The organism is Streptomyces sp. NPDC059695 (genome assembly GCF_042733785.1).
In the GTDB taxonomy this organism is placed as follows: Bacteria; Actinomycetota; Actinomycetes; order Streptomycetales; family Streptomycetaceae; genus Streptomyces.
Genome location: NZ_JBHWFF010000039.1, coordinates 11,270 through 32,424, shown reverse-complemented (window position 1 = coordinate 32,424; position 21,155 = coordinate 11,270). Strand labels below are relative to the sequence as shown.

The 21,155-nt window shown below is 74.2% G+C and carries 20 protein-coding genes and 1 pseudogene; 6 read left to right on the top strand and 15 right to left on the bottom strand.

The annotated features are described in order from the left end of the window. Window positions 1-250 precede the first annotated feature (250 nt). From ACFV2S_RS32715 to ACFV2S_RS32685, 7 genes and pseudogenes are all read right to left on the bottom strand, one after another. The gene (locus tag ACFV2S_RS32715) at window positions 251-1,303 is read right to left on the bottom strand and encodes a LuxR C-terminal-related transcriptional regulator (RefSeq protein WP_383793730.1); all 1,053 of its coding nucleotides are present in this window, start codon (window positions 1,301-1,303) and stop codon (window positions 251-253) included. Between the two features lie 140 nt (window positions 1,304-1,443). Further along, entirely contained in the window at window positions 1,444-2,478 is a 1,035-nt protein-coding gene (locus ACFV2S_RS32710; RefSeq protein ID WP_385567570.1) for a LuxR C-terminal-related transcriptional regulator, read from the bottom strand. 98 nt (window positions 2,479-2,576) lie between these two features. Next, window positions 2,577-3,017: a Fur family transcriptional regulator gene (locus ACFV2S_RS32705; protein ID WP_385567566.1), complete on the bottom strand. Its 441-nt coding sequence runs from the start codon at window positions 3,015-3,017 to the stop codon at window positions 2,577-2,579. 102 nt (window positions 3,018-3,119) lie between these two features. Continuing rightward, window positions 3,120-3,980 carry an SAM-dependent methyltransferase gene (locus ACFV2S_RS32700; protein WP_385567564.1) on the bottom strand — a complete coding sequence of 287 codons (861 nt, stop codon included), beginning with the start codon at window positions 3,978-3,980 and terminating at the stop codon, window positions 3,120-3,122. A gap of 261 nt (window positions 3,981-4,241) precedes the next feature. Next, entirely contained in the window at window positions 4,242-4,613 is a 372-nt protein-coding gene (locus tag ACFV2S_RS32695; RefSeq protein WP_385567559.1) for a GNAT family N-acetyltransferase, read from the bottom strand. Window positions 4,614-4,846: 233 nt separating this feature from the next. After that, window positions 4,847-5,758, bottom strand: a complete 912-nt coding sequence (locus ACFV2S_RS32690; RefSeq protein ID WP_385567556.1) for a M56 family metallopeptidase — start codon at window positions 5,756-5,758, stop codon at window positions 4,847-4,849. A gap of 149 nt (window positions 5,759-5,907) precedes the next feature. Continuing rightward, window positions 5,908-6,267, bottom strand: a pseudogene (locus tag ACFV2S_RS32685) (BlaI/MecI/CopY family transcriptional regulator); the annotation flags it as partial. Window positions 6,268-6,352: 85 nt separating this feature from the next. Here ACFV2S_RS32685 and ACFV2S_RS32680 point away from each other — a divergent pair. Beyond that, window positions 6,353-6,508, top strand: a complete 156-nt coding sequence (locus tag ACFV2S_RS32680) for a hypothetical protein (protein WP_383793747.1) — start codon at window positions 6,353-6,355, stop codon at window positions 6,506-6,508. A 43-nt stretch (window positions 6,509-6,551) separates the two neighbouring features. Here ACFV2S_RS32680 and ACFV2S_RS32675 read toward each other — a convergent pair whose 3' ends face one another. From ACFV2S_RS32675 to ACFV2S_RS32665, 3 genes are all read right to left on the bottom strand, one after another. Further along, complete coding sequence (locus ACFV2S_RS32675; protein WP_015035316.1) at window positions 6,552-6,833, bottom strand: metal-sensitive transcriptional regulator; 282 nt, start codon at window positions 6,831-6,833, stop codon at window positions 6,552-6,554. Between the two features lie 37 nt (window positions 6,834-6,870). Next, window positions 6,871-9,135: a heavy metal translocating P-type ATPase gene (locus tag ACFV2S_RS32670; RefSeq protein ID WP_385567550.1), complete on the bottom strand. Its 2,265-nt coding sequence runs from the start codon at window positions 9,133-9,135 to the stop codon at window positions 6,871-6,873. A gap of 160 nt (window positions 9,136-9,295) precedes the next feature. After that, a complete protein-coding gene (locus tag ACFV2S_RS32665) occupies window positions 9,296-9,580 on the bottom strand; it encodes a cation transporter (RefSeq protein WP_385567659.1) in 285 nt (94 codons plus the stop codon). Between the two features lie 185 nt (window positions 9,581-9,765). Between ACFV2S_RS32665 and ACFV2S_RS32660 the strand changes: the two genes are divergently transcribed. Together ACFV2S_RS32660 and ACFV2S_RS32655 are read left to right on the top strand one after the other, a co-directional pair. After that, window positions 9,766-10,755, top strand: coding sequence for a hypothetical protein (locus ACFV2S_RS32660; protein ID WP_385567546.1), 990 nt, complete (start codon window positions 9,766-9,768; stop codon window positions 10,753-10,755). A gap of 51 nt (window positions 10,756-10,806) precedes the next feature. Then, entirely contained in the window at window positions 10,807-11,499 is a 693-nt protein-coding gene (locus ACFV2S_RS32655; RefSeq protein WP_385567542.1) for a copper homeostasis protein CutC, read from the top strand. 57 nt (window positions 11,500-11,556) lie between these two features. Here the strand turns inward: ACFV2S_RS32655 and ACFV2S_RS32650 are convergent, their stop codons facing one another. Next, window positions 11,557-12,150 carry a DUF2867 domain-containing protein gene (locus ACFV2S_RS32650; protein ID WP_385567538.1) on the bottom strand — a complete coding sequence of 198 codons (594 nt, stop codon included), beginning with the start codon at window positions 12,148-12,150 and terminating at the stop codon, window positions 11,557-11,559. 116 nt (window positions 12,151-12,266) lie between these two features. Between ACFV2S_RS32650 and ACFV2S_RS32645 the strand changes: the two genes are divergently transcribed. Together ACFV2S_RS32645 and ACFV2S_RS32640 are read left to right on the top strand one after the other, a co-directional pair. Further along, complete coding sequence (locus ACFV2S_RS32645) at window positions 12,267-12,857, top strand: TetR/AcrR family transcriptional regulator (protein WP_385567534.1); 591 nt, start codon at window positions 12,267-12,269, stop codon at window positions 12,855-12,857. Between the two features lie 17 nt (window positions 12,858-12,874). Then, complete coding sequence (locus tag ACFV2S_RS32640) at window positions 12,875-13,768, top strand: aminoglycoside phosphotransferase family protein (RefSeq protein WP_385567532.1); 894 nt, start codon at window positions 12,875-12,877, stop codon at window positions 13,766-13,768. Between the two features lie 35 nt (window positions 13,769-13,803). Here the strand turns inward: ACFV2S_RS32640 and ACFV2S_RS32635 are convergent, their stop codons facing one another. Beyond that, entirely contained in the window at window positions 13,804-14,202 is a 399-nt protein-coding gene (locus ACFV2S_RS32635; protein ID WP_385567528.1) for a VOC family protein, read from the bottom strand. Beyond that, the gene (locus tag ACFV2S_RS32630) at window positions 14,199-16,244 is read right to left on the bottom strand and encodes a HelD family protein (RefSeq protein WP_385567524.1); all 2,046 of its coding nucleotides are present in this window, start codon (window positions 16,242-16,244) and stop codon (window positions 14,199-14,201) included. The genes ACFV2S_RS32635 and ACFV2S_RS32630 overlap by 4 nt, the downstream gene beginning before the upstream one ends. Window positions 16,245-16,474: 230 nt before the next feature. Here ACFV2S_RS32630 and ACFV2S_RS32625 point away from each other — a divergent pair, with 230 nt between their 5' ends. After that, window positions 16,475-16,657: a hypothetical protein gene (locus ACFV2S_RS32625; RefSeq protein ID WP_383793768.1), complete on the top strand. Its 183-nt coding sequence runs from the start codon at window positions 16,475-16,477 to the stop codon at window positions 16,655-16,657. Window positions 16,658-16,749: 92 nt separating this feature from the next. Here ACFV2S_RS32625 and ACFV2S_RS32620 read toward each other — a convergent pair whose 3' ends face one another. After that, entirely contained in the window at window positions 16,750-18,390 is a 1,641-nt protein-coding gene (locus ACFV2S_RS32620) for a DNA repair helicase XPB (RefSeq protein WP_383793773.1), read from the bottom strand. An 87-nt stretch (window positions 18,391-18,477) separates the two neighbouring features. Continuing rightward, window positions 18,478-21,132, bottom strand: a complete 2,655-nt coding sequence (locus ACFV2S_RS32615) for a helicase C-terminal domain-containing protein (RefSeq protein ID WP_385567518.1) — start codon at window positions 21,130-21,132, stop codon at window positions 18,478-18,480. Window positions 21,133-21,155 lie beyond the last annotated feature (23 nt).

The window sequence follows — 21,155 nt, the reverse complement described above, 5'->3', positions numbered from 1 at the left end:
TGGGCGCCGCCCCCCACCCCCGGCCGCCCCCTCCGGCCCCCCCGCCACGCCGCGCCGGGCCCCCCGGGGGCGGTGCGCCCCCCCCCCCCCACCCCCAACCAACTCTTATGCAGACCGTGTTATTTCTTATTTATTTCCCCGGGCCCGGCGGGCCCCCGAATGCCCCGAACCTGGGGGCGCGCCCCGGTGTTCTCCCGCACCGCCCGGAAAGATCGGTCCGGCCGGCCGAGCCGCACCGCCCGGAAAAGGGTCAGTCCAGCCAGCCGAGCCGCACCGCCCGCGCCCCCGCCTCGAAACGGCTCGTCGCCCCCAGCTCCTGCATGAGCTCCGAGATCATCCGGCTCACCGTCCGCAGCGACACCCCCAGCGTGCGCGCGATCCGCTCGTCCTTCATGCCCGAGGCCAGCATGTGCAGCGCGGCCCGCTGCTGCTCCGAGAGCCCGTCGCCGCCCGCCTCCGCCGCCGTCTCGTTCCCGTACGGAGTCGCCGTGTGCCAGCAGTGCTCGTACAGGCTCAGATACGGCCGCACCAGGGCGCTGCCCCGCGCCAGGATCGCGCCCTCGCCCGGCTCCTCGGGCCGGATCGGCACCAGCGCGAACTGCTGGTCGGCGATGATCAGGTTCATCGGCACCACCGGCGCGAGCCGGATCTCCACCCCGAGCTCCGCCCGCTGCCCGAGGAACTTCTCCATCTGCGGGTCCGTGGCCTCCTGCCGGCCGTAGATGGCGCGCACCCGCACCCCGTTGGCGATCTGCCGCCGGTCCCGGTCGAGCATCCGCTCGGGGTTCTCCCGTCCCGGCGTCCCCGGGTGCAGCGAGGCCGAACTCTCCTGCATCACATCGGTGATGTCCTCGATGGCCTGCTGGATCCTGCGGTAGTCGGTCAGCGCCTCGACGTGCGTCTCCGCCCGGGTCAGCGCCTCCGCCCGCAGATAGGAGCCCGCGAGGACCTCCAGCGTGCTGTACGCCTCGTCCGCCTCGGCCAGGTGCTCCCGCAGCCGCTCCCGCTCCCGCTCCAGGAGCCGCAGGAGCGCGATCTCCGGGTCGATCGCCGCCACCGTGTCCGTCTCGGAGCGCCAGCTGCCGTCCTGGAGGGCGGTGATGGTGGCGTGTGCCTGCCCCGTGGGCACGATGAGACCCAGGGCGAGGAGTTCGCGCCGACATCGCTCGTACTCCTCCGGCGCGAGCCCGAGTTCCCTGCGGACCTCCTCGAAGTCCGAGACGCCCCGGCGGCGCAGCTCCTGGTACACGGCGAGGAGAGCGTCGGTCGTGCCGCCCCCGATGCCGTCGCCCGCGGTGACCATGGCGAAGTGACCCCCTCATCCTCCGAGTCGCCCCGCCCTCACCTGTCATACGGCTCGGCGGGAGTCCGTCGTGCGCTCTCTGCGTCCCGCACGGCCCCGGCGGCCCGTGCGCGTCCTCCATGACATCCGAACTCCTCGTACTAGGCCACCGGTTCCGGCCCCTCGCCGTCGAGCAGCCCGAGCCGGGCCGCCTTGACGCCCGCCTCGAAGCGGCTCGCCGCCCCCAGCTCCTGCATGACCTCGGACAGGAGCCGGCTCACGGTGCGCAGCGAGACCCCGAGGCTGCGCGCGATCTGCTCGTCCTTGATGCCGGAGGCGAGCATGTGCAGGGCGGCCCGCTGCTGGTCGGAGAGGCCGTCGCCGCCGGGCTCCCCGGGCTCCTCGCCGTACCGCGCGGCGGCCTGCCAGCAGTACTCGTACAGCGCGAGGTACGAGCGGACGAGACCGGGGCCGCGGGCCAGGATGGCGGGCGAGTCCGGGTCGTGCGGGTCCGTCGGCAGCAGGGCGAAGTTCTCGTCGGCCAGGACCATGTTCATCGGGACCACGGGGGAGAGGCGCAGCTCCACGCCGAGCGCCGCCCGGTCCTCCAGGTGCTGGGTCATCTCGGGCACGGTGCCGACCCGGCGGCTGTACATGGCGCGGACCCGCACCCCGCGGGCCGCCCGGGAGCGGTCCCGGTCCAGCTCGGCGGCCATGTCCTCGCGCCGGACGGAGCCGGTGTGCATGACGTGGACGGCGGTGCGGACGGAGCCGGTCAGGTCCGTCAGCTCGCGCAGCACCCGCTGCGGGTCGGTGACGATCTCCACCTCGACCTCGGAGCGGGGCGCGGCCCCGGCCCGCAGGAACGGTCCGGCGAGGGCTTCGAGGGCGGTGTGCGCGCGGCTGGTCGCGGCGAGGCGGTCCTGGAGCCGGTCGCGCTCCCGGCGCAGCAGCCGCACCAGGGCGACGTCGGGGTCGACGACGAGGGGGCGGAGGGGGGCGGGGCCGGAGGCGTCGGGTCCGGCGGTGAGTCCTAAGGCGGCGAGTTCGCGCCGACATCGGTCCCGCTCGTCGGCGGTGAGCTCGAACCGGTCCGCGACCTCGTCGAAGCCGGCCTCGGGGCGGGCGCGCAGTTCCTGGTAGACGGCGAGAGCCTGTTCGCTACCCGCGCGGGTCGTGGCGGCGTTTCTGGACACGGCGCAGCAGACTCCCCTCGGATCCACGCGGACCCTGTTGAATCGCCCCGCTAGACCCTGCCACACATTCGAACGACACGCACGGAGTTGACCACGCCTCAGACGGCGTCGGCGTCCGCCCGGCAGTCGGGGCACAGGCCTCTGAAGACGACCTCCGCGTCGTCCACCCGCCACTGCGGCAGGGCGCCCCGGGGCGGCTGGGGCGCGGTCGCGGACACGTTCTCCACCCGGCCGCACGAGGTGCACAGGGCGTGCTGGTGGGCCGGTCCGGAGATCTCGAAGACCGCGGGCAGGCCGGGCCGGTCGAACTTGCTGACCAGGCCGGTCTCCTGGAAGTGCCGCAGCATCTCGTACACGGCCTGGCTGGTCAGCGTGCCGAGCCGCTCGCGGGCCGTCGTGGTGATCGCCTCGACGTCCAGATGGCCACCGGCGGCGAGCACCGTGAGCACCTCCAGGCGCGGGCCCGTGACCCGCAGCCCGACATCGCGCAGGCGCTGGATCACCGCCTCGCGGCCCGTCAGCTCTTCCACGACTGCCATCTTCTCCGCCCGCCACCTGGTCGGCCCAAACGTTTGTGGGCATCGTACCTCTTGCTCGTCAACCTCGGCAGACTCTCTTCGGCCGTCCGTCCCCCGTGCGCGTCAGTCATCCGTCCTGCACACGAGGAGGACGGACTCGGTCCGTTCGTCGATGCGGTGCCGCCGCCGCCCCTCGATGTGCAGCCCCGCCGCGTGCAGCTCGGCCGCGAGCCGCTCGGGGTCGACGATCCACTTGTCGGTGGTCAGCACCACCCGCTCCGAGGAGAGCTTGCCGGTCCTGGCCGCGTAGTACGTGATCCGCTCGCTCATCGACGGCAGGTCGAAGACCTGCCGGGCCACCACCCACTCGTCGATGCCGTCGAAGCGGGGCACCTGGAAGGCCCAGGTCCGCTGGGGCTCCGCGATCAGGCCCGGCAGCTGGTGCGCGGTGTAGTCGAGGGCCAGCGCCCCGCCCGCCTCCAGATGGGCGGCGACCTCGCGGAGCAGCTCCGGCCGCCCGGCCGGCGGGACGGCCGCGACCATCGCGCCCGCGAGGAGCGCGAGCCGGTAGCGGCCCTCCAGGCGGAGCCCGGTGAGCTCCGCCCGGTGCGTGACGACGAGCCCGGCCACCTGCGGGCCGATCCTGCGGGCCCAGCTCTCGAGGCGCTCCAGGGCCGAGGCGTCCCGGTCCACGGCTTCCACGGCGAAGCCGTGCCGGGCGAACGGGACGGCGAGCCGCCCGGCGCCGGAGCCGAGGTCGAGGACGGGTCCGCCGGTGGAGCGGGCGAGGCTGAGGTAGCGGACGATGTCCGCGCTGTGCGGGCCGAGCAGGGCGTCGTGCAGCCAGACGGAGCTCTCGTCGGCGGGGGCGACCGATTCGAGCCCGGGGAGGGTGTCGGCGGTGACCCGGATCCCCGCGCCCGGGGCGGGCTCCCGCGCCGGGCCGTATCGGGACGGCAGGACCGGAGCGAACGCTGCGGGCACGACGGGCAGGGAAGTGCCGCTCGGTGTGTGCATCGCTCCTCCAGGGGCTCGCTCGGTCCATGCCGTCCGGACGAGGTACCCGTGCCGCCGGGCCCGCGCCGCTGAACCCATCCTGACCTGGGGAGCGAACCCCGATCCACCGGATCGGGCTGCGTGAACACGCGATGGCGTGGATCTGCCACGGTGGACGTCTGGCGAGCGGCCGGCCGCGAGGGGCGGCCGGGCGTCTGGCGAGCGGCCGCCGGCGGGGGCGGCCGGGGTTCAGACGAGGGGCCGGCTCCACCGTCTCGGCGAGAGCGCCGCGAATCCCAGGTGGGAGTAGAAGGGGAGCGCCGGATCGGCCTCCGCCGGGAGCTCCACCCGCTGCTCCCGGGCACCGTAGCCGCGCATCCGCTCGGTCGCGGCGGCGAGCAGGGCCGTGCCGACCCCGGTGCGGCGGGCGCCGGGCTGCACCGCGAGCGCGTACACCTCGCCCTCGCCCGGCACCGGGACGCCCCCGGCGGCCACGCCCACGACCGCGCCCTCCGCGTCCGTGGCGACCAGCCATCCGAGCCATCCGGGCGCGCCCCCCGGAATTTCAATTTCCGCGCGTATGCGGGGAAGTGCGCATTGGGCCGAGATCAGCCGGCGCATCGGGATTTCGTCCAGTATTCCGGCGTAGCTGCTCCGGATGATGTCGGCAAGCAGTCTGGATATCGTCGTCGCGTCGCCGGCCGCTGCCGTACGAACGCCAGCGAGCTGCATTGGTTTTGCACCCTTCGACGTGCCGAGTCCGAGCCCCAACGTACCCACAATAGCGGCGCATTCCGTGATCCGTGACCGATGCGAAATCTACGAATTCGCTTAGTAAATAACGGTGTTCACGATTACTGGGGGAACGAGCAGCAGGCGACGATCAAGGGCGCCATCGCGAGGCCCGCCGCCGCGATCGTCAGCAGCCCGCGCAGCACGGGGTGTCCCGCGCTGTACGGAGTGAGGATGCGCCGCATCCGCACCGCCGCCGACGGCCCGCCCGCGGCGAACGCCGAGCGCGGCGCCCGGCCCGAGGCCAGCGCGTACAGCGCGGTCGCGAGCGCGTCCCGGGTGCACCGGCGCAACGCCCGGTCGTCCGCGGCCATTTCGAGCAGCAGCGGTACGGCGGGGCCGCCGTACCGGGCGAGCGGGAAGCGCGGGAAGACGGCCGCGAAGGCCTCCGCCGCCGCGACCAGGAGGTGGTGGTGTCCCGCGATGTGCGCCCGCTCGTGCGCGAGGGCCGCCGCGAGCTGGGCGGGGGTCAGGGTGTGGACCGCGCCCGAGGAGACGACGACCCGCCGGGAGCGGCCCGGCAGGCAGTAGACGGCCGGCCGGTCGTCGTCGAGGACGGTGGCGCGCAGCTCGGGGTCGTACCGTCCGACGAGCCGCAGCACCCCCGCGTGCCGGGTCCGCATCCGCCGGGCCCGGACGAGGCGGCGGACGAACGCGGCGGTGGGCACCGAGAGGACGAGGAGCGAGAGGGAGAACGCGAACCGTTCCCGCCCGTCCAGGTGCAGGAGCTGGTCGAGCGTCGGCGGACGGAGCGTGAACATCATGTCCGCCAGGCGGTGGCTGCTCTCGGCCGACAGGACCATCTGGGCGGGCAGCAGCGCGGTGGCGGCCGCGAATCCGGCGCCGCAGGCGGCCCAGACGGCGAGTGCGAGACGGGGCACCTGCTGCGCCCAGCGGGCGCGGCCCACCAGCCGGGGCACGGCGAAACCGGTGAGGACCACGATGCCGAGCGGGACGAGGACGTGGTGGTTCACGCGCCGGCCCCGTCCCCGGGCCGGGCCCCGTCCCCGGGGTGCGTCCCGTCCCCGGGCCGGGGCCGCTCCCCGGGCCGGGCCCCGCCCCCGGGCCGCTCCGCGGGGCGCGCGCCCTCGCGGGGGTCCGCGCCCTCGCCGGGGTGCGTTCCCTGGTCGCCCCGGGCGGTGCGGAGGGCCGCGTCGAGGGCGGCCATGTCCTCGTCCGAGATGACCTCGACGAAGCGGAGGAGGGCGGCCGGGCGGTCCTGGCTGTCGCCGAGGGCGTCCCGCATCAGGCCCGCCGTGTACTCCTCGCGGCCGCGCACCGGCTCGTACAGCCAGGCCCGTCCGGTCTTCTCGCGGCGGAGCCAGCCCTTGCGGTGCAGGATGTCCGCCACCGTCATCACCGTCGTGTAGGCGACCCGGCGTCCCCGATTGATGTCGTCGACGATCTCGCGGACCGTGGCGGGCCGCTCCCAGGCCCACAGTCGGTCCATGATCTCGGCCTCCAGCTCTCCCAGCCGGCGCACGTGCATCCCCTCCCCTTGCGGGCGGCGCTCATCGTACGGGCCGTTCCGCCTTCTCAGGTATACCCCCTAGGGGTACGGTGGCAGGATGTCGACCCTCATGAAGAACCGCTCCTGCGCGAAGGTCTGCGACTCCGGTCTGCCCGGATCGGTGGAGCTGGTGCTCCTCCGGCGGCTGCTCGGCCTCTGTCTCCGGCTGAGCCTCACGCTGTCCGCCGACTGCCCTTCACGCAAGAGCGGTTGACACTGCTTCGGTACCTCGTCACCTCACGTCGTCACGCACGCCGTCAGGTCCGGATCAGCCGGGCGATGGCCTTGGACGCCTCGCCCACCTTCACCTTCGCCTGGTCCCCGCCCTGGGCGATGGCCTCCGTGACGCAGCAGCTCAGGTGCTCGTCCAGGAGGGCCACCGCGCAGGACTGGAGCGCCGCGTTGATGGCGGAGACCTGGGTCAGGACGTCGATGCAGTAGACGTCCTCGTCGACCATCCGCTGCACGCCCCTGACCTGGCCCTCGATGCGCCTCAGGCGTCTGATGATGTCTTCCTTGTGCTGTCCGTAACCGGCCATGGCGGGCTCCTCGGGGATGGGCGCGGAAGGGGGTGGGTCAGCGGTCGGCGGCCTGGAAGCCCCGCAGCCGGAGGCTGTTGCCGACCACGAAGACCGAGGAGAAGGCCATGGCCGCGCCCGCGATCATCGGGTTGAGCAGTCCGGCCGCGGCGAGCGGCAGGGCGGCCACGTTGTAGGCGAAGGCCCAGAAGAGGTTCGAGCGGATGGTGCCGAGCGTCTTGCGGGAGAGCCGGATCGCGTCGGCCGCGGCCCGCAGGTCTCCCCGGACGAGGGTCAGGTCGCCGGCCTCGATGGCGGCGTCCGTGCCGGTGCCCATCGCCAGGCCCAGGTCGGCCTGGGCGAGCGCGGCAGCGTCGTTCACGCCGTCGCCGACCATGGCGACCGAACGCCCCTCGGCCTGCAGCCTCTTGACGACGTCGGCCTTGTCCTGCGGCATGACCTCGGCGATGACCTCGTCGATGCCGACCTCGGCGGCGACGGCCTCGGCGACCGCCTTGTTGTCACCGGTCAGCAGGATCGGCGTGAGACCGAGGCCCCTGAGGCGGCGGATGGCCTCGGCGCTGGTCTCCTTGACGGCGTCGGCGACCTCCAGGACCGCGCGGGCCTCGCCGTCCCAGGCGACCGCGATGGCGGTCTTGCCGGCCTTCTCGGCGGCGTCCTTGGCCGACTTGAGCGACGGGGTGAGCTCCATCGCCCACTCCTGGAGCAGCTTCTCCCGGCCGACGAGGACGGCGTGGCCGTCGACGACGCCCTGGACACCGAGCCCGGGGATGTTGGCGAAGTCCTCGGGGGTGGGCAGGGTGCCGACCCTGGCGGCGGCGCCGGTGGCGACGGCCTGGGCGATCGGGTGCTCGGAGGAGTGCTCCAGGGCGCCGGCCAGGCGCAGGACGTCGGTCTCGTCCGTACCGGCTGCGGTGTGGACCTTGATGAGGGTCATCCGGCCGGTGGTGACGGTGCCGGTCTTGTCGAGGACGATGGTGTCGACCTTGCGCGTGGTCTCCAGGACCTCGGGGCCCTTGATGAGGATGCCGAGCTGGGCGCCCCGGCCGGTGCCGACCATGAGGGCGGTCGGGGTGGCGAGGCCCAGGGCGCAGGGGCAGGCGATGATCAGGACGGCGACGGCGGCGGTGAAGGCGGCGGTCAGGCCCTGCCCCGTACCCAGCCAGAAGCCGAGGGTGCCGAGCGCGAGGGCGATGACGATCGGCACGAAGACGGCCGAGATCCGGTCGGCGAGGCGCTGGGCGGCGGCCTTGCCGTTCTGCGCGTCCTCGACGAGCTTCGCCATCCGGGCGAGCTGGGTGTCGGCGCCGACGCGGGTGGCCTCGACGACCAGGCGGCCGCCGGCGTTCAGGGTGGCGCCGGTGACGGAGTCGCCGACGGAGACCTCGACGGGCACGGACTCACCGGTCAGCATCGAGGCGTCGACGGCCGAGGAGCCCTCGACGACGGTGCCGTCGGTGGCGATCTTCTCGCCCGGGCGGACCAGGAAGCGGTCCCCGACCTGGAGTTCGGCGGTCGGTACGGTGACCTCGCGGCCGTTCTTGAGGACGGTCACCTCCTTCGCGCCCAGCTGCATCAGCGCCTTGAGCGCGGCGCCCGCCTTGCGCTTCGAGCGGGCCTCGAAGTACCGGCCGGCCAGGATGAAGGCGGTGACGCCGGCCGCGGCCTCCAGGTAGATGTTCCCGGCGCCGTCGGTGCGGGCGATCGTGAACTCGAAGGGGTGCGTCATGCCCGGCGTGCCGGCCGTGCCGAAGAACAGCGCCCACAGCGACCAGAGGAACGCGGCGATCGTGCCGACCGAGATCAGGGTGTCCATGGTGGCCGCGCCGTGCCGGGCGTTGGTCCAGGCGGCCTTGTGGAAGGGCCAGGCGGCGTAGACGACGACCGGCGCGGCGAGCGTGAGGCTCAGCCACTGCCAGTACTCGATCTGCAGCGCCGGGACCATCGCCATCGCGATGACGGGCACGGCGAGCGCGACGGCGGTGATCAGCCGCTGCTTCAGGGGCCGCAGCTCCTCGTCGGCCTTCTCCTCGTCGGTGGGGCCGCCGCCGCCGTCGTCGTCTGCCTTCGGCGGAGTGGGCTCCTGGGCGGTGTAGCCGGTGGCCTCGACGGTGGCGATCAGCTCGGCGACGTCGATGTCGGCGTCGAAGGTGACCTTCGCCTTCTCGGTGGCGTAGTTGACGGTGGCCTCGACCCCGTCCATGCGGTTGAGCTTCTTCTCGATGCGGGCCGCGCACGAGGCGCAGGTCATGCCGCCGATGGCGAGCTCGACCTGGGCGGTGCCCGGAGTGGTCGTGGTCATTTCCTGCTCCTCGGTGTGGCGCGTTTCGGGGGCCGGGGCCCGGGCGTGGAGGTTCGGGCCCCGGCGGCCGGGGTGGTGCGGGCGGTGTCCGCCTGCCGGGCGGACCGTCGGGTACCGGGACGGGGGACGCCGGCGGGGTGTCGGTCGGCCCGGCGGCGGATCAGGCCCGGCCGGTCAGCTCGTAGCCCGCGTCGTCGACGGCCGCGGTGACCGCGGCGTCGTCGGGCTCGCCGCCGGTGGTCACGGTCACCAGGCCGCCGGCGACGTCGACGTCGACGGAGATGACGCCGTCGAGGGCGCCGACGGACTTGGTGATCGCGGTCCTGCAGTGGCCGCAGGTCATGCCGGAGACGGCGTAGACGGTGACGGTGCTCTCGGCGACCGCGACGGCGGCGGTCTCCGGGGTGGTCGAGCAGCTGTTGTCGGGGGTGCAGCAGGAGCCCATGGCTTCCTCCTCGGTCGGTTCCACTGATCGATACCCTCGGGGGGTATCTGTTCGTGGGTCCATGTATACCCCCCGGTGGTATCCCGCGCAAGTGTCGACCCGACTTGACTTGATACCCCCCAGGGGTATGGTGAAGTGCATCGGACGCAGGAATGCCCACGCCACCCACGTACGGGAGAGCAGTCATGAACACCGGAGTGAAGATCACTGCCTTTGCCGCCGCGCTCGCCGCGACCTTCGGGACCGCGTACGGGGTCGGCAAGGGGGTCGGCCCCGTCGGGGAGCCGGAGAAGGCGGGTCACGGCGAGCACGCCGCGCAGGAGCCCGAGAAGAAGGCGGAGGACGGCCACGCGGGCCACGAGGAGGGCGCGACCACGGCCGCCTCCGCCCTCCCGGGAGGCCTCCAGGTCTCCCAGGACGGCTACACGCTGGCCCTGGACACCCCCACCCCCGCGCAGGGCAGGAGCACCCTGAAGTTCTCCATCAGGGACGCGGCCGGGAAGAAGGTCACCGCCTTCACCACCGAGCACGGCAAGGAACTGCACTTCATCGTCGCCTCACGCGACCTCAACACCTTCCGCCACCTGCACCCGGTGAAGGCCGCCGACGGCACCTGGTCGGTGGACGCGGACCTGCCGGCCGCCGGCGGCTACAAGGCCTTCGCCGACTTCAAGCCCGCGGTGAAGGGCGCCCAGGGCATCACCCTGGGTGCGGACCTCTCCGTCCCCGGCGCCTACGCCCCGAAGCCGCTGCCGGCCGCCGCCCCGACGGCGACGGTCGACGGCTACCAGGTCCGCCTGGGCGGAGTCCTCGACCCGGGCAAGGCGGGCGAGCTGCGCCTCACCGTCACCAGGGCCGGAAAGCCCGTCACGGACCTGGAGCCGTACCTCGGCGCGTACGGCCACCTCGTCGCCCTGCGCGACGGCGACCTCGCCTACCTCCACGTCCACCCGAACGAGGGCGGCCCCGGCCCGGACGTCTCCTTCACGGCGACGGCCCCCAGCGCGGGCACGTACCGTCTCTTCCTCGACTTCCAGCACGAGGGCAAGGTCCGGACGGCGTCCTTCACGGTGACGGCGGGCGCGAACGGCGGGGCCCCCGCGAAGGCCCCGGCCCCGGCCGCGAGCGGAACGGGTGAGGCGGGGCACGATGCGGGAGGTCACACTCACGGCTAGTCTGGACATTGGACTAGACCTGTAGCCGTCATTCATGGAGGAATGGGCTCGATGAGCAGCAACCGTGCAGTCCTTGAGGTGATCGCCCTCGACGAGGAAGACGCGGTCGCTGCCCAGACCGGTGGAGCCGACCGGCTCGAACTCGTCACCGACATGGCGGCCGACGGACTCACCCCGTCCACGGCCTCCTTCGCGGCCATCCGCGCCGCCGTCGACATCCCGCTGCGCGTGATGCTCCGCCTCACCGACGGCTTCGCGGCCGGCGACGTCGACGCGCTCGCCGGCCGGGCCGAGGAGCTGCGCGCGGCGGGCGCGGACGAGTTCGTCCTCGGTTTCCTCACCGCCGACGGCGAGCCCGACCTGGTCGCCGTCGAGCGTCTCGTCGCCGTCCTGGACGGCTGCCGCTGGACCTTCCACCGGGCGATCGACCGCGCCGCCGACCGCGACGGGCTCCGCAAGCGCCTCGCCGACCTGCCCGGCCTCGACACCTACCTGACGGCCGGGGCCGCCACCGGCGTCGACGACGGCCTCGCCACCCTCGCGGCCGAGGCCGCCCGCACCGGCGAGCCCGGCTACGAGCCCCGGATCCTGGTGGGCGGCGGCCTCCGCCTCGACCACCTCCCGACCCTCCGCGCGGCCGGCCTCGACGCCTTCCACATCGGCGGCGCGGCCCGCCCCCAGGGCTGGACGGCCCCGGTCTCGCCGGAGGCGGTACGGACCTGGCGCGAGGCGATCGACGCGTAGCCCGGTGACGGGGGTCGCCGCCCGCTCCGCGCGCGACCCCCTCAGCCGCCCGACCGGTCACTGCCCGGGCAGGCGGGCGCGGTTGCGCCACGCGGATTCCCAGCGGCGGGTCAGTGACGGGTAGACGACGAGGTGGCGGAACGGGGCGATCAGGGCCATGTAGACGCGGCCCGAGCGGCCGTTGGGCTTCACCAGGACCGCCATGCGCAGTTCGTGGTCGCCCGCGGGCGTCCGCACCCAGCCCAGGTGCATGATCCCGTGGACGGTCGAGTTCGCCAGCTCGCCGGCGCTCTCGTCGTGGAGCTGGTAGAGGGGCGTGAACGGGCCGCCCTCGGACGCGGGGGGAGCCGTCGCCGTCAGTTCCTCCGGCATGCGCTCGCGCAGGGGCTGGACCCGGGTGCCGAGCCCCGCCTGCGGCTTGTCCCAGCCGAAGAGGGCGCCGAGCTTCCAGCGCACCGCGAACAGGAACCGGGTGGCCGGGGACTGGCGGGCGAAGCCTCCGTCCGCCTCCATCGCGGCGAGCATCACGGGGAAGTCGTCGGGCCCGGCGCCCGGGGTGCGGAAGGACCAGACGTCCAGGGTCGTGAAGTCGGGGGCGTACGCGTGGATCCGCCACGGCCGACCGGTGTGCTCGCCGACGGGAAGTCTCATGACCGCTGCCGCCTTTCCCCTGCGCTCTATACGCTTGCGTACAACTGTGAGGTCAACGATGTCAGATCGGGTATACGGATGCGTATATTCGGGCGTCGAGTGAGGAGGGACACACCGTGGGCACCGCACGCACACCGCGTGAACGCTGGGTCGAGGAGGGGCTGGCCGCGCTCGCCGGCGGCGGGCCCGACGCCGTGCGCGTCGAGGCCCTCGCCAAGCGGCTCGGCGTCACCAAGGGCGGCTTCTACGGGTACTTCGCCGACCGCGACGCCCTCCTCGCCGCCATGCTCGACACCTGGGAGCGGGAGGCCGCCGACCAGGTCGTCGAGCGGGTCCGACAGGATCCGGACGGCGACCCCAGGGCCCTCATCACGCTCGCCGGCATGCTGACCTTCTCCGGCGAACGGCTCCGCCCCATCGACCTCGCCGTCCGCGACTGGGCCCGCCGCGACGAGGCCGTCGCCGCGCGCCTGCGCCGGGTCGACAACCGGCGCATGGACCTGCTCCGCGAGATGATCGGCACCTTCTGCGCCGACCCCGACGAGGTCGAGGCCCGCTCCCTCCTCGCCTTCTGCGTGGCCATCGGCCACCACTTCCTCGCCGCCGACCACGGGGGCCGCACCCGCGCCGAGGTCCTCGCCCGCGCCGGCGATCTCGTCCTGGACCGGCCGGAGGAGCCGAAATCCCGTGGCCCGCACCGGGCTTGATCGCTAGCCTCGCGCGCATGACATCCACCGGAATCGACACCACCCTGGTCGAGCGGCTGATCGCCGCCCAGTTCCCCGACTGGGCCGGTCTTCCCGTACGGGTGGTCGACTCCGCCGGCACCGACAACGCCGTGTTCCGGCTCGGCGACGCGTTCGCCGTACGGCTGCCGAAGGCCGACTGGGCCGTCGGGCAGGTCGAGAAGGAGCAGCGCTGGCTGCCGCACCTCGCGCCGCACGTGACCCTGCCCGTGCCCGTACCCGTCGGACGGGGCGTGCCCGGGGAGGGGTACGGCCACGCCTGGTCGGTGCTCGCGTGGCTCGACGGCGACGACGCGCACAGCGCTCCGCTCGCCGACCTCGCCCACACCGCCGTCGAACTGGGCCGCTTCGGCGCGGCCCTGCGCGCCGTCGACACCACCGGTGGTCCCGCCTCCTCCCGGGGCGGCCCGGTCACCCGCTGGGAGGACGGTGCCATGGGCCCCGCCCTCCGGGAGCTCGGCGCCGAGGGTGTCGTCGACGCCGAACTCGCCGCCGCCGCGTGGCGGTCCGTGCTCCGGCTCCCGCAGTGGGACGGTCCGCCCGTCTGGGTCCACGGCGACCTGCTGCCGGGCAACCTCCTCGGCCGCGACGGGCGCCTCTCCGCCGTCATCGACTTCGGCGCGCTCGGTACGGGCGACCCGGCCTGCGACACCATGCCCGCCTGGACGCTGCTCACCGCCGCCACCCGACCCCTCTTCCGCGAGGCCGCCGGGGTCGACGACGCCACCTGGGCGCGCGGCCGCGGCTGGGCGCTGGCCTGGGGCCTGGTGACCGAGCACCACTACCGGGAGACGAACCCCGTCCTCGCCGGGATCGCCCGCCGCAGCCGCACGGAGGCCCTCGCCGAGTACGCGGCGGAGGCCGCCCTCTAGGGGGTGCCCCGCCGATCCGTCCGGGCCCGCGGCCGTCAGTCCCCCGCCACCAGCTCCACCTCGAAGCCGTCCTCGTTCTCCAGGTACGCCGCGTAGACGCCCTCGCCGCCCGCGTACGGATGCCGGTCGGCGAACAGCAGCCGCCAGCCGTGGGCCGGGGCCTCGGCGGTGAGGGCGTCGACGGCCGGCCGGTCGCCCGCGTGGAAGGCCAGGTGGTTGAGGCCCGGCCGGAGCCGGTCGTGCCGGTCCGACGTGCGGGCCGGGGACTGCTCCACGACCAGGTAGCAGGAGCCGAGCGCCCAGCTGCGGCCGCCCTCCCAGGACTGGAAGGGCGCGTACCCCAGGGCCCCGAGCAGCCAGCCGAGGCTCCGCTCGGCCCGCGCCAGGTCGCCCACCCACAGCTCGACGTGATGGAGGGACCCGACACGGCTCACAGCGCGCCCAACTGTTCCGGGATCGGGGCCGCGTGGACGACCGTCAGGCCCGACACCGCACGGGTCAGGGCCACGTACAGGCGTCGCAGGCCGGTCCGCTCGTCCGGTTCGCCGTCGACGACCGCCGCCGGCTCGTCCAGGACCACGTAGTCGTACTCCAGACCCTTCGCGAGCGAGGCCGGGACCAGCGTGAGGCGCGACTCGGCCGTCGTCTCCTCGCCGGGGGAGAGGTACGCCAGACCGGCCGCCGTCAGCGCCTCCGCGAGCGGTGCGATGCGCGCGTCGGCGGCGATCAGGCCGATGGAACCCTCGTGCGCCAGCGCCTCGACGCAGGCGGCGACGGTGTCCCCGTCCAGGTCCTCCGTGCGGCGGACGGCCAGCGAGCCCGGGTTCTCCCGGACTGACTCCACCGCCGCGAGCCCCGGCGACACGTGCGGAAGGAGCCGCGAGGCGTACGCGATGACCTCGCGCGGCACGCGGAAGCCGGCGGTCAGCTCCTCCACCACCGCCTCCGGCTTCCCCAGGTGCGCGAGCGCCTGCGCCCAGCTCTCCGTCGCCCACGGCGTGGTGCCCTGCGCGAGGTCGCCCAGGACCGTCGCGGAGCCGGTCGTGCAGCGGCGGCCCACCGCGCGGTACTGCATGGGGGACAGGTCCTGGGCCTCGTCGAGGACCACGTGCCCGAGCGAGTGCGTCCGCTCGACCAGGTCCTTCGTCTCGTCGATGAGGACGGCGTCGGCCGCCGACCACTTCGCCGCCTTCACGCTCCGCGCCGGCTTCACCCACAGCAGCAGCTTCTGCTCGTCCTCCGTGAGCAGCCCCTCGGCGTGCTCGGCGAGGAAGTCGGCGTCGCTCAGCAGCCGCAGCACCAGCTTCGCGGGCTCGACGGGCGGCCAGCACTCCTTCACGACGGCCTTCACCGCCGTGTTCCGCGCGACCGCGTTCTGCACCCGGTCGTCGGGGGCCTCGCCGGCCTCCTCCATGCGGACCAGGACGGCGTGCGCGATGCGCTGCGGGAGGGCCTCGCGGGCGGCGCCGTAGCGGATGTCGCGGTCCAGCAACTCCTGGACCATCTGCTCCAGTTCGTACGCCGGAACCCGCCAGCGCCGCGAACCGCGGACCACCATCAGGGGCTCCGTCGGCAGCGTCACGTGCGAGCGGACCGCGCGCCGCAGCACCTCCGCCATCCGCGCGTCGCCCTTCACGACCGCCGTCGGCGCCTCGTCCGTGCCCCGCACCTCGACGTGGGCGACGAGGTCGTCGACCGTCGCCTGCTGCACCTCCAGCTCGCCGAGCGCGGGCAGGACCTGCTCGATGTAGTGGAGGAAGGAGCGGTTCGGCCCGATGACGAGGGTGCCGGTGCGGGCGAGGCGCTCCCGGTGCGCGTACAGCAGGTAGGCGACACGGTGCAGGCCGACGGCGGTCTTTCCCGTGCCCGGGCCACCCTGCACGCACACGGTCCCCGACAGGTCGGAGCGGACGATCCCGTCCTGCTCGGGCTGGATCGTGGCGACGATGTCGCGCATGGGGCCGACGCGGGGCCGCTCGATCTCGGCCTGGAGCAGGCGGCTGGTGTGCGACCCCGCGGCGGAGCCGCTGAATGTCTCGGCCTCCGGGTCGGAGAGGTGCTCGTCCTCGTACGCCGTGAGGTCGCCGCCGGTGTACCCGAAGCGGCGCCGCAGGCCGACGTCCTGCGGGTCCTTCCTCGACGCCTGGTAGTACGGCTGGGAGACCGGCGCACGCCAGTCGATCACCATGGGGTCGCCGTCGGCGTCGTGGACGTGCCGCCGGCCGATGTAGAAGCGCTGCCCCTCCTGCGTGGTGTGCAGGTAGTCGAGCCGTCCGAAGAAGAGCGGGGTGTCCGCGAGGTCGGCGAGCGCCTTGATCCGGTCCTCGATCTGGCGGCCGAGCACCAGGGAGTTGACCCAGTTCGCGGTGACGTCCTTGATGTCGAGCGCCTCGACGTCCTCGCGCATCGCGCGCAGGGCGGCGCGGGAGGAGGTCAGATGGGCGCGCTCGCGCGCGAGGGGGTCGGGAACGGACACGGTGGAGCCTCCGGGCAGGTGGATACGCGGACACGGCGAGGTGGCCGCCGGTTTCCGACCGGACGGCGGCGCTCCACGAACGGGAAGCGGGGGAAGCCGGCAAGTGTAACTCCGGGCGGGCGGCGGGGCGAACGGATATCCCCCCTAGGGGACGGGATCCGACGCGAGGGGGACCCCGGTTCCACCCCCAGACCGATGTATCCGCAATGTCCGGATTCCATGATGGAGGCATGGCAGCGACGACCTTCACCCTCGTGACCACCGTCCCCCGCCCCCACCGCCTCGCCACGGCCGTCCGCGCGATACGCGCCTTCGGCGGCGCGGCGGCCGCGGTAGCCCTTCTGGGCGACTACGGCCCCCCGGAGGCGGGCGTCCGGGACCCCCGCCCCCGGCACCTCTCCCGATCCGAGTAGGCCGCCGTCCCCGACCGCCCGGCCGCGCCCTCGAACCCGGTCTGGCCGCCCTCGCCGCTCCCCGGGACCTGATGCCGACCGGGACCCGCCCGCTACGGCGCCAGCAGCTCGTCCGCGTCGACGATCCGGTACGCGTAGCCCTGCTCCGCCAGGAAGCGCTGGCGGTGGGCCGCGAAGTCCTGGTCGATCGTGTCCCGCGCGACCACCGAGTAGAAGTGCGCCTGGTGACCGTCCGCCTTCGGGCGCAGCACCCGGCCCAGGCGCTGGGCCTCCTCCTGCCGGGAGCCGAAGGTGCCCGAGACCTGGATCGCGACCGTCGCCTCCGGCAGGTCGATCGAGAAGTTCGCGACCTTCGACACCACGAGCACGTGGATCTCGCCGTTGCGGAACGCGTCGAAGAGCTTCTCGCGCTGCGCGTTCGACGTCTCGCCCTTGATCACCGGGGCGTCCAGGTGCTCGCCGAGCTCGTCCAGCTGGTCGATGTACTGCCCGATGACGAGGATCTGCTGGCCCTCGAACTTCTTGACCAGGGCCTCCGTCACCTTCCGCTTCGTCGCCGTCGTCGCGCAGAAGCGGTACTTCTCCTCCGCCTCGGCCGTCGCGTACGCGAGCCGCTCGGCGTCGGTCAGGTTCACCCGGACCTCGACGCAGTCGGCGGGCGCGATGTAGCCCTGCGCCTCGATCTCCTTCCACGGCGCGTCGAAGCGCTTCGGCCCGATCAGCGAGAACACGTCGGACTCGCGCCCGTCCTCGCGCACGAGCGTCGCGGTGAGCCCGAGGCGCCGCCGGGCCTGGAGGTCGGCGGTGAACTTGAAGACCGGCGCCGGCAGCAGGTGCACCTCGTCGTACACGATGAGGCCCCAGTCGCGGGAGTCGAAGAGCTCCAGGTGCGGATAGATCCCCTTCCGCTTCGTCGTCAGCACCTGGTACGTGGCGATGGTGACCGGCCGGATCTCCTTCCGCGTCCCGCTGTACTCGCCGATCTCGTCCTCGGTCAGCGAGGTCCGCTTCACCAGCTCGTGCTTCCACTGCCGGGCGGACACGGTGTTCGTGACGAGGATGAGCGTGGTCGCCTTGGCCTGGGCCATCGCCCCGGCCCCGACCAGCGTCTTGCCCGCGCCGCAGGGCAGCACGACGACCCCAGAGCCGCCGTGCCAGAAGCCGTCGACGGCCTGCTTCTGGTACGGGCGCAGCGACCAGCCGTCCTCGGCCAGGTCGATCCGGTGCGCCTCCCCGTCCACGTACCCGGCGAGGTCCTCGGCCGGCCAGCCCAGCTTCAGCAGCGTCTGCTTGATCTGCCCGCGCTCGGAGGGGTGCACGGCGACGGTGTCCGCGTCGATCCGCTCCCCGACCAGCGGCTGCACCTTCCGCGACCGGAGGATCTCCTCCAGGACGGGCCGGTCGGTCGAGGTCAGCACGAGCCCGTGCGTGGGGTGCTTGGAGAGCGTGAGGCGCCCGTAGCGGGCCATGGTCTCGGCGATGTCGACGAGCAGCGCGTGCGGCACGGGGTACCGCGAGTACTCGACGAGCGCGTCGACGACCTGCTCGGCGTCGTGCCCGGCGGCCCGCGCGTTCCACAGACCCAGCGGCGTCACCCGGTAGGTGTGGATGTGCTCCGGCGCCCGCTCCAGCTCCGCGAACGGCGCGATGGCCCGCCGGCAGGCCTCGGCGAGCTCGTGGTCGACCTCCAGGAGCAGCGTCTTGTCGCTCTGGACGATGAGTGGCCCATTCACGTGCGATCGGTCCTTCCCGGGCCGCTCCGACGACGGCCAATCCTCCAGTCTGCCCGATCCGGGGCCGTGGTGGACCGGTCAGCAGCGCTAGACCTGGTCGTCGGCCAGTTCCGCGACGCCCGTGATGCGGTGCAGGGGGTACGTGCGGACCTCGTCGGCCGTGTGGTCGTAGCCCGTCACGAAGCCGCCCTCCACGCGGACCGGGGCGATGACGCGCTGGCTCGCCGCGCCCTCCGCGTTCACGTAGCCGATCCAGACGGCCGAGCCGGTCATCGCGGCGGCCTGGACGGTCGCCAGGGTCTCGGCGGCCGAGGTGCGCGGCAGGCCGCCCGCCGCCGTCGCCGGGGCCGCCGGCTCCTTCCGTACGGCCGTCGCCGCCCGGTCGCCCGCCCGGATCGCCTTCACCGCCGCGCCGAGCAGGGTGGTGTCGGGGGCCGGCGGGCCGTCGGGGACGGGCACCGGGGCCGTACGGGCCGGGGTGCGGTACGCGTCGGCGCGGGTGATCAGGACGTCGCCCTCGGCGGACTCGGCGGCCGGGGCGTACCCCATCGACCGCAGCCCGTCGAGGAGCGAGGCCGGGTCGGCCTGCGCGGCGAGCACCGTCGGCGCGAGCCGGCGCAGGCCCAGGGCGGCGGAGCGCCGGTCGGCCAGGATCTCGCCGAGGACGGTGTCGTCGTCGCAGCGGACGTACGCGGAGGCCGCCCCGATCCGCAGGTGCCCGTGTCTCCTGGCCACGTCGTCGATCAGGTACGCCAGCGGCTGCGGCACGGGCGTGCGGGAGTGCGCCGTGAGGAAGTCGTGCAGGTCGGACGCCGACCGCCCGGAGTCGAGCGCGCGCCGCACAGAACCGGGCGTGAACCGGTAGACCGTCGCGCCACCCTTCGATTCCACGTCCGCCAGGACCGCCAGCGCGTCGGCCAGCGGCCGCCGCAGCGGTCCGGGCGCGACGGCCGTCAGATCGGCCTGGAGCAGCACGTGGTCGACGGCCTCGGGGAGCAGCGGCGCGAGCAGGGTCGCCGCCCGCCCCGCGGCCACCGACAGCTCGACCCGCCCCCCGTGGTCGGCGGGCGCGGCGGCCTCCGCCAGCGGCAGGTTGAGCAGGGCCCGGGCGGGACCCGCGAGCGCGCCCCGGCCGGTGAGCCCGAGCAGCTCCGCCTCGGCGAGCGTCCAGCGGGCGAGCCGCGACCGCAGGTCGCCGGGGAGATCGGGGCCGTACCCGGGCGCCGCGAAGCCGTCGGCCGTCGCGCCGAAACCACCCGCCGCCGGGCCGGAGCCCGCGGCGGGCGCGGACGTCTGCCCGGGCGCCGTCCCGGCCGCCGCCGGCCGCTGCGGGGCCGTCTGCGCGGCGCCCCGCGGCGGACGCTCCCAGCGCAGCCGCGCGAACAGCGACTCCGGGTCCGCCGCCGCGCCCGGCGGGAGCGTCGCGAGGAGTTCCAGGACCCGGTGCCGGACCTCGGGCGCGGGCGCCCGGTCCAGGTCGGGGCCCAGCACGGCGAGCGTGCGGCCCTTCGCGTCCGCGCCGCCCACGAGGCCCGGCGTCCGGGTCGACATGAGCCAGGGCGCGACGAGCCGCGCCCAGCGCTCGGCGGCGGGCAGGTCGAGCCAGTCGTCGTACGCGGGCGTCGGCGCGTACCGCTCGTCCGCCTCGCCGTCCGAGGCGAGCAGCCCCGCCCCGAAGCACAGCTCCAGCCAGAAAGCGGCGAGCTGCTCCGTCACGTCCAGGGTCGCCGCGGTCCGCTTGAGGTCCCGTACGGACATCCCGCCCGCCCGCAGGACCTGCGGGCCGCCCTGGTCCCAGGACTTCAGCAGCTCCTCGACGGTCGCGAGCGTCGCGTACGCCTGCCCGGCCGCCGCGCTGTCCACCACCTGGGGACGGTAGTCGCGCGCCACCCCCAGCACCGGCGCCACCGGCTCCGGGACCCGGTGCGCCCGCCCGCCCCGCAGGTGCAGCGCCACCTCGCGCGGCAGCACCATCGTCCGCGCGGACACCGGGAGCAGCAGGCCCCGGTCGCGCAGCCAGCGCACCGGGGGCGCCGGGTTCGCCGTCACCTCGCCGTACGGCGGACCCCACACCAGCCGGTCCAGGACGGACAGCGCCTCCGGGGACGCCTCGTCGAGCAGCGTGCCCATCCGCGCCCGGTCGGTGAACAGCTCCGTGAGCACCACCACCGCCGACACCGGGTCGTGCGTCGCCGTGAGCCCGGCCGCCGCGATGATCTCCTGCACCCGGCCCGGCGACATCCCCGCCGTCGCCTCCGCGACCGTCGGCCCGAGACCGGTCGGCGAGGGGTGCTGCGCCGAGGGCGCGAGCAGTTCCCGCGCGGTCCGCACCAGCCGCAGCCGGTCGTCCTCGCCCCACAGCAGGGCCTGCTCGCGCAGCAGCGCCACCGCCCCCGGCAACGCGGCCTCGATCTCCGGATCGCCCTCGTCGCCGGTGAGCAGCCCCAGGAGCACGGGGTACGGGGCGGGGTCGGGGGCGACGGCGAGCGCTTCCGCCGTCTGGAGCGCGAAGCGGTCGAGCCGCTCCAGGGCCCGCACCACCGAACCCCGCGTGCCGGCGCGGGTCGCCAGCTGCGTCAGGTCGTTCGGTACGGGGCTGAGCAGGTCGGGGCGGGCGCGCAGCAGCGCGGAGAGCCCCTCGTCGCCCCGCGCGCGGAGTGCTTCCGCGAGCGTGCGGGGCGCCGCGGCGGCGCCAGTTACCTCGGGCACGTGCGCCTCCCGGTCGAGCTCACCGATCCCCATCCGGACCACGTTAGCCGCTGTCC

Coding starts and splice junctions, on each gene's coding strand:
- ACFV2S_RS32655 (WP_385567542.1), top strand. CDS start 10,807: ATGAGCAGCAACCGTGCAGTCCTTGAGGTGATCGCCCTCGACGAGGAA.
- ACFV2S_RS32615 (WP_385567518.1), bottom strand. CDS start 21,132: ATGGGGATCGGTGAGCTCGACCGGGAGGCGCACGTGCCCGAGGTAACT.
- ACFV2S_RS32650 (WP_385567538.1), bottom strand. CDS start 12,150: ATGAGACTTCCCGTCGGCGAGCACACCGGTCGGCCGTGGCGGATCCAC.
- ACFV2S_RS32660 (WP_385567546.1), top strand. CDS start 9,766: ATGAACACCGGAGTGAAGATCACTGCCTTTGCCGCCGCGCTCGCCGCG.
- ACFV2S_RS32715 (WP_383793730.1), bottom strand. CDS start 1,303: ATGGTCACCGCGGGCGACGGCATCGGGGGCGGCACGACCGACGCTCTC.
- ACFV2S_RS32640 (WP_385567532.1), top strand. CDS start 12,875: ATGACATCCACCGGAATCGACACCACCCTGGTCGAGCGGCTGATCGCC.
- ACFV2S_RS32695 (WP_385567559.1), bottom strand. CDS start 4,613: ATGCGCCGGCTGATCTCGGCCCAATGCGCACTTCCCCGCATACGCGCG.
- ACFV2S_RS32670 (WP_385567550.1), bottom strand. CDS start 9,135: ATGACCACGACCACTCCGGGCACCGCCCAGGTCGAGCTCGCCATCGGC.
- ACFV2S_RS32665 (WP_385567659.1), bottom strand. CDS start 9,580: ATGGGCTCCTGCTGCACCCCCGACAACAGCTGCTCGACCACCCCGGAG.
- ACFV2S_RS32675 (WP_015035316.1), bottom strand. CDS start 6,833: ATGGCCGGTTACGGACAGCACAAGGAAGACATCATCAGACGCCTGAGG.
- ACFV2S_RS32680 (WP_383793747.1), top strand. CDS start 6,353: ATGTCGACCCTCATGAAGAACCGCTCCTGCGCGAAGGTCTGCGACTCC.
- ACFV2S_RS32625 (WP_383793768.1), top strand. CDS start 16,475: ATGGCAGCGACGACCTTCACCCTCGTGACCACCGTCCCCCGCCCCCAC.
- ACFV2S_RS32705 (WP_385567566.1), bottom strand. CDS start 3,017: ATGGCAGTCGTGGAAGAGCTGACGGGCCGCGAGGCGGTGATCCAGCGC.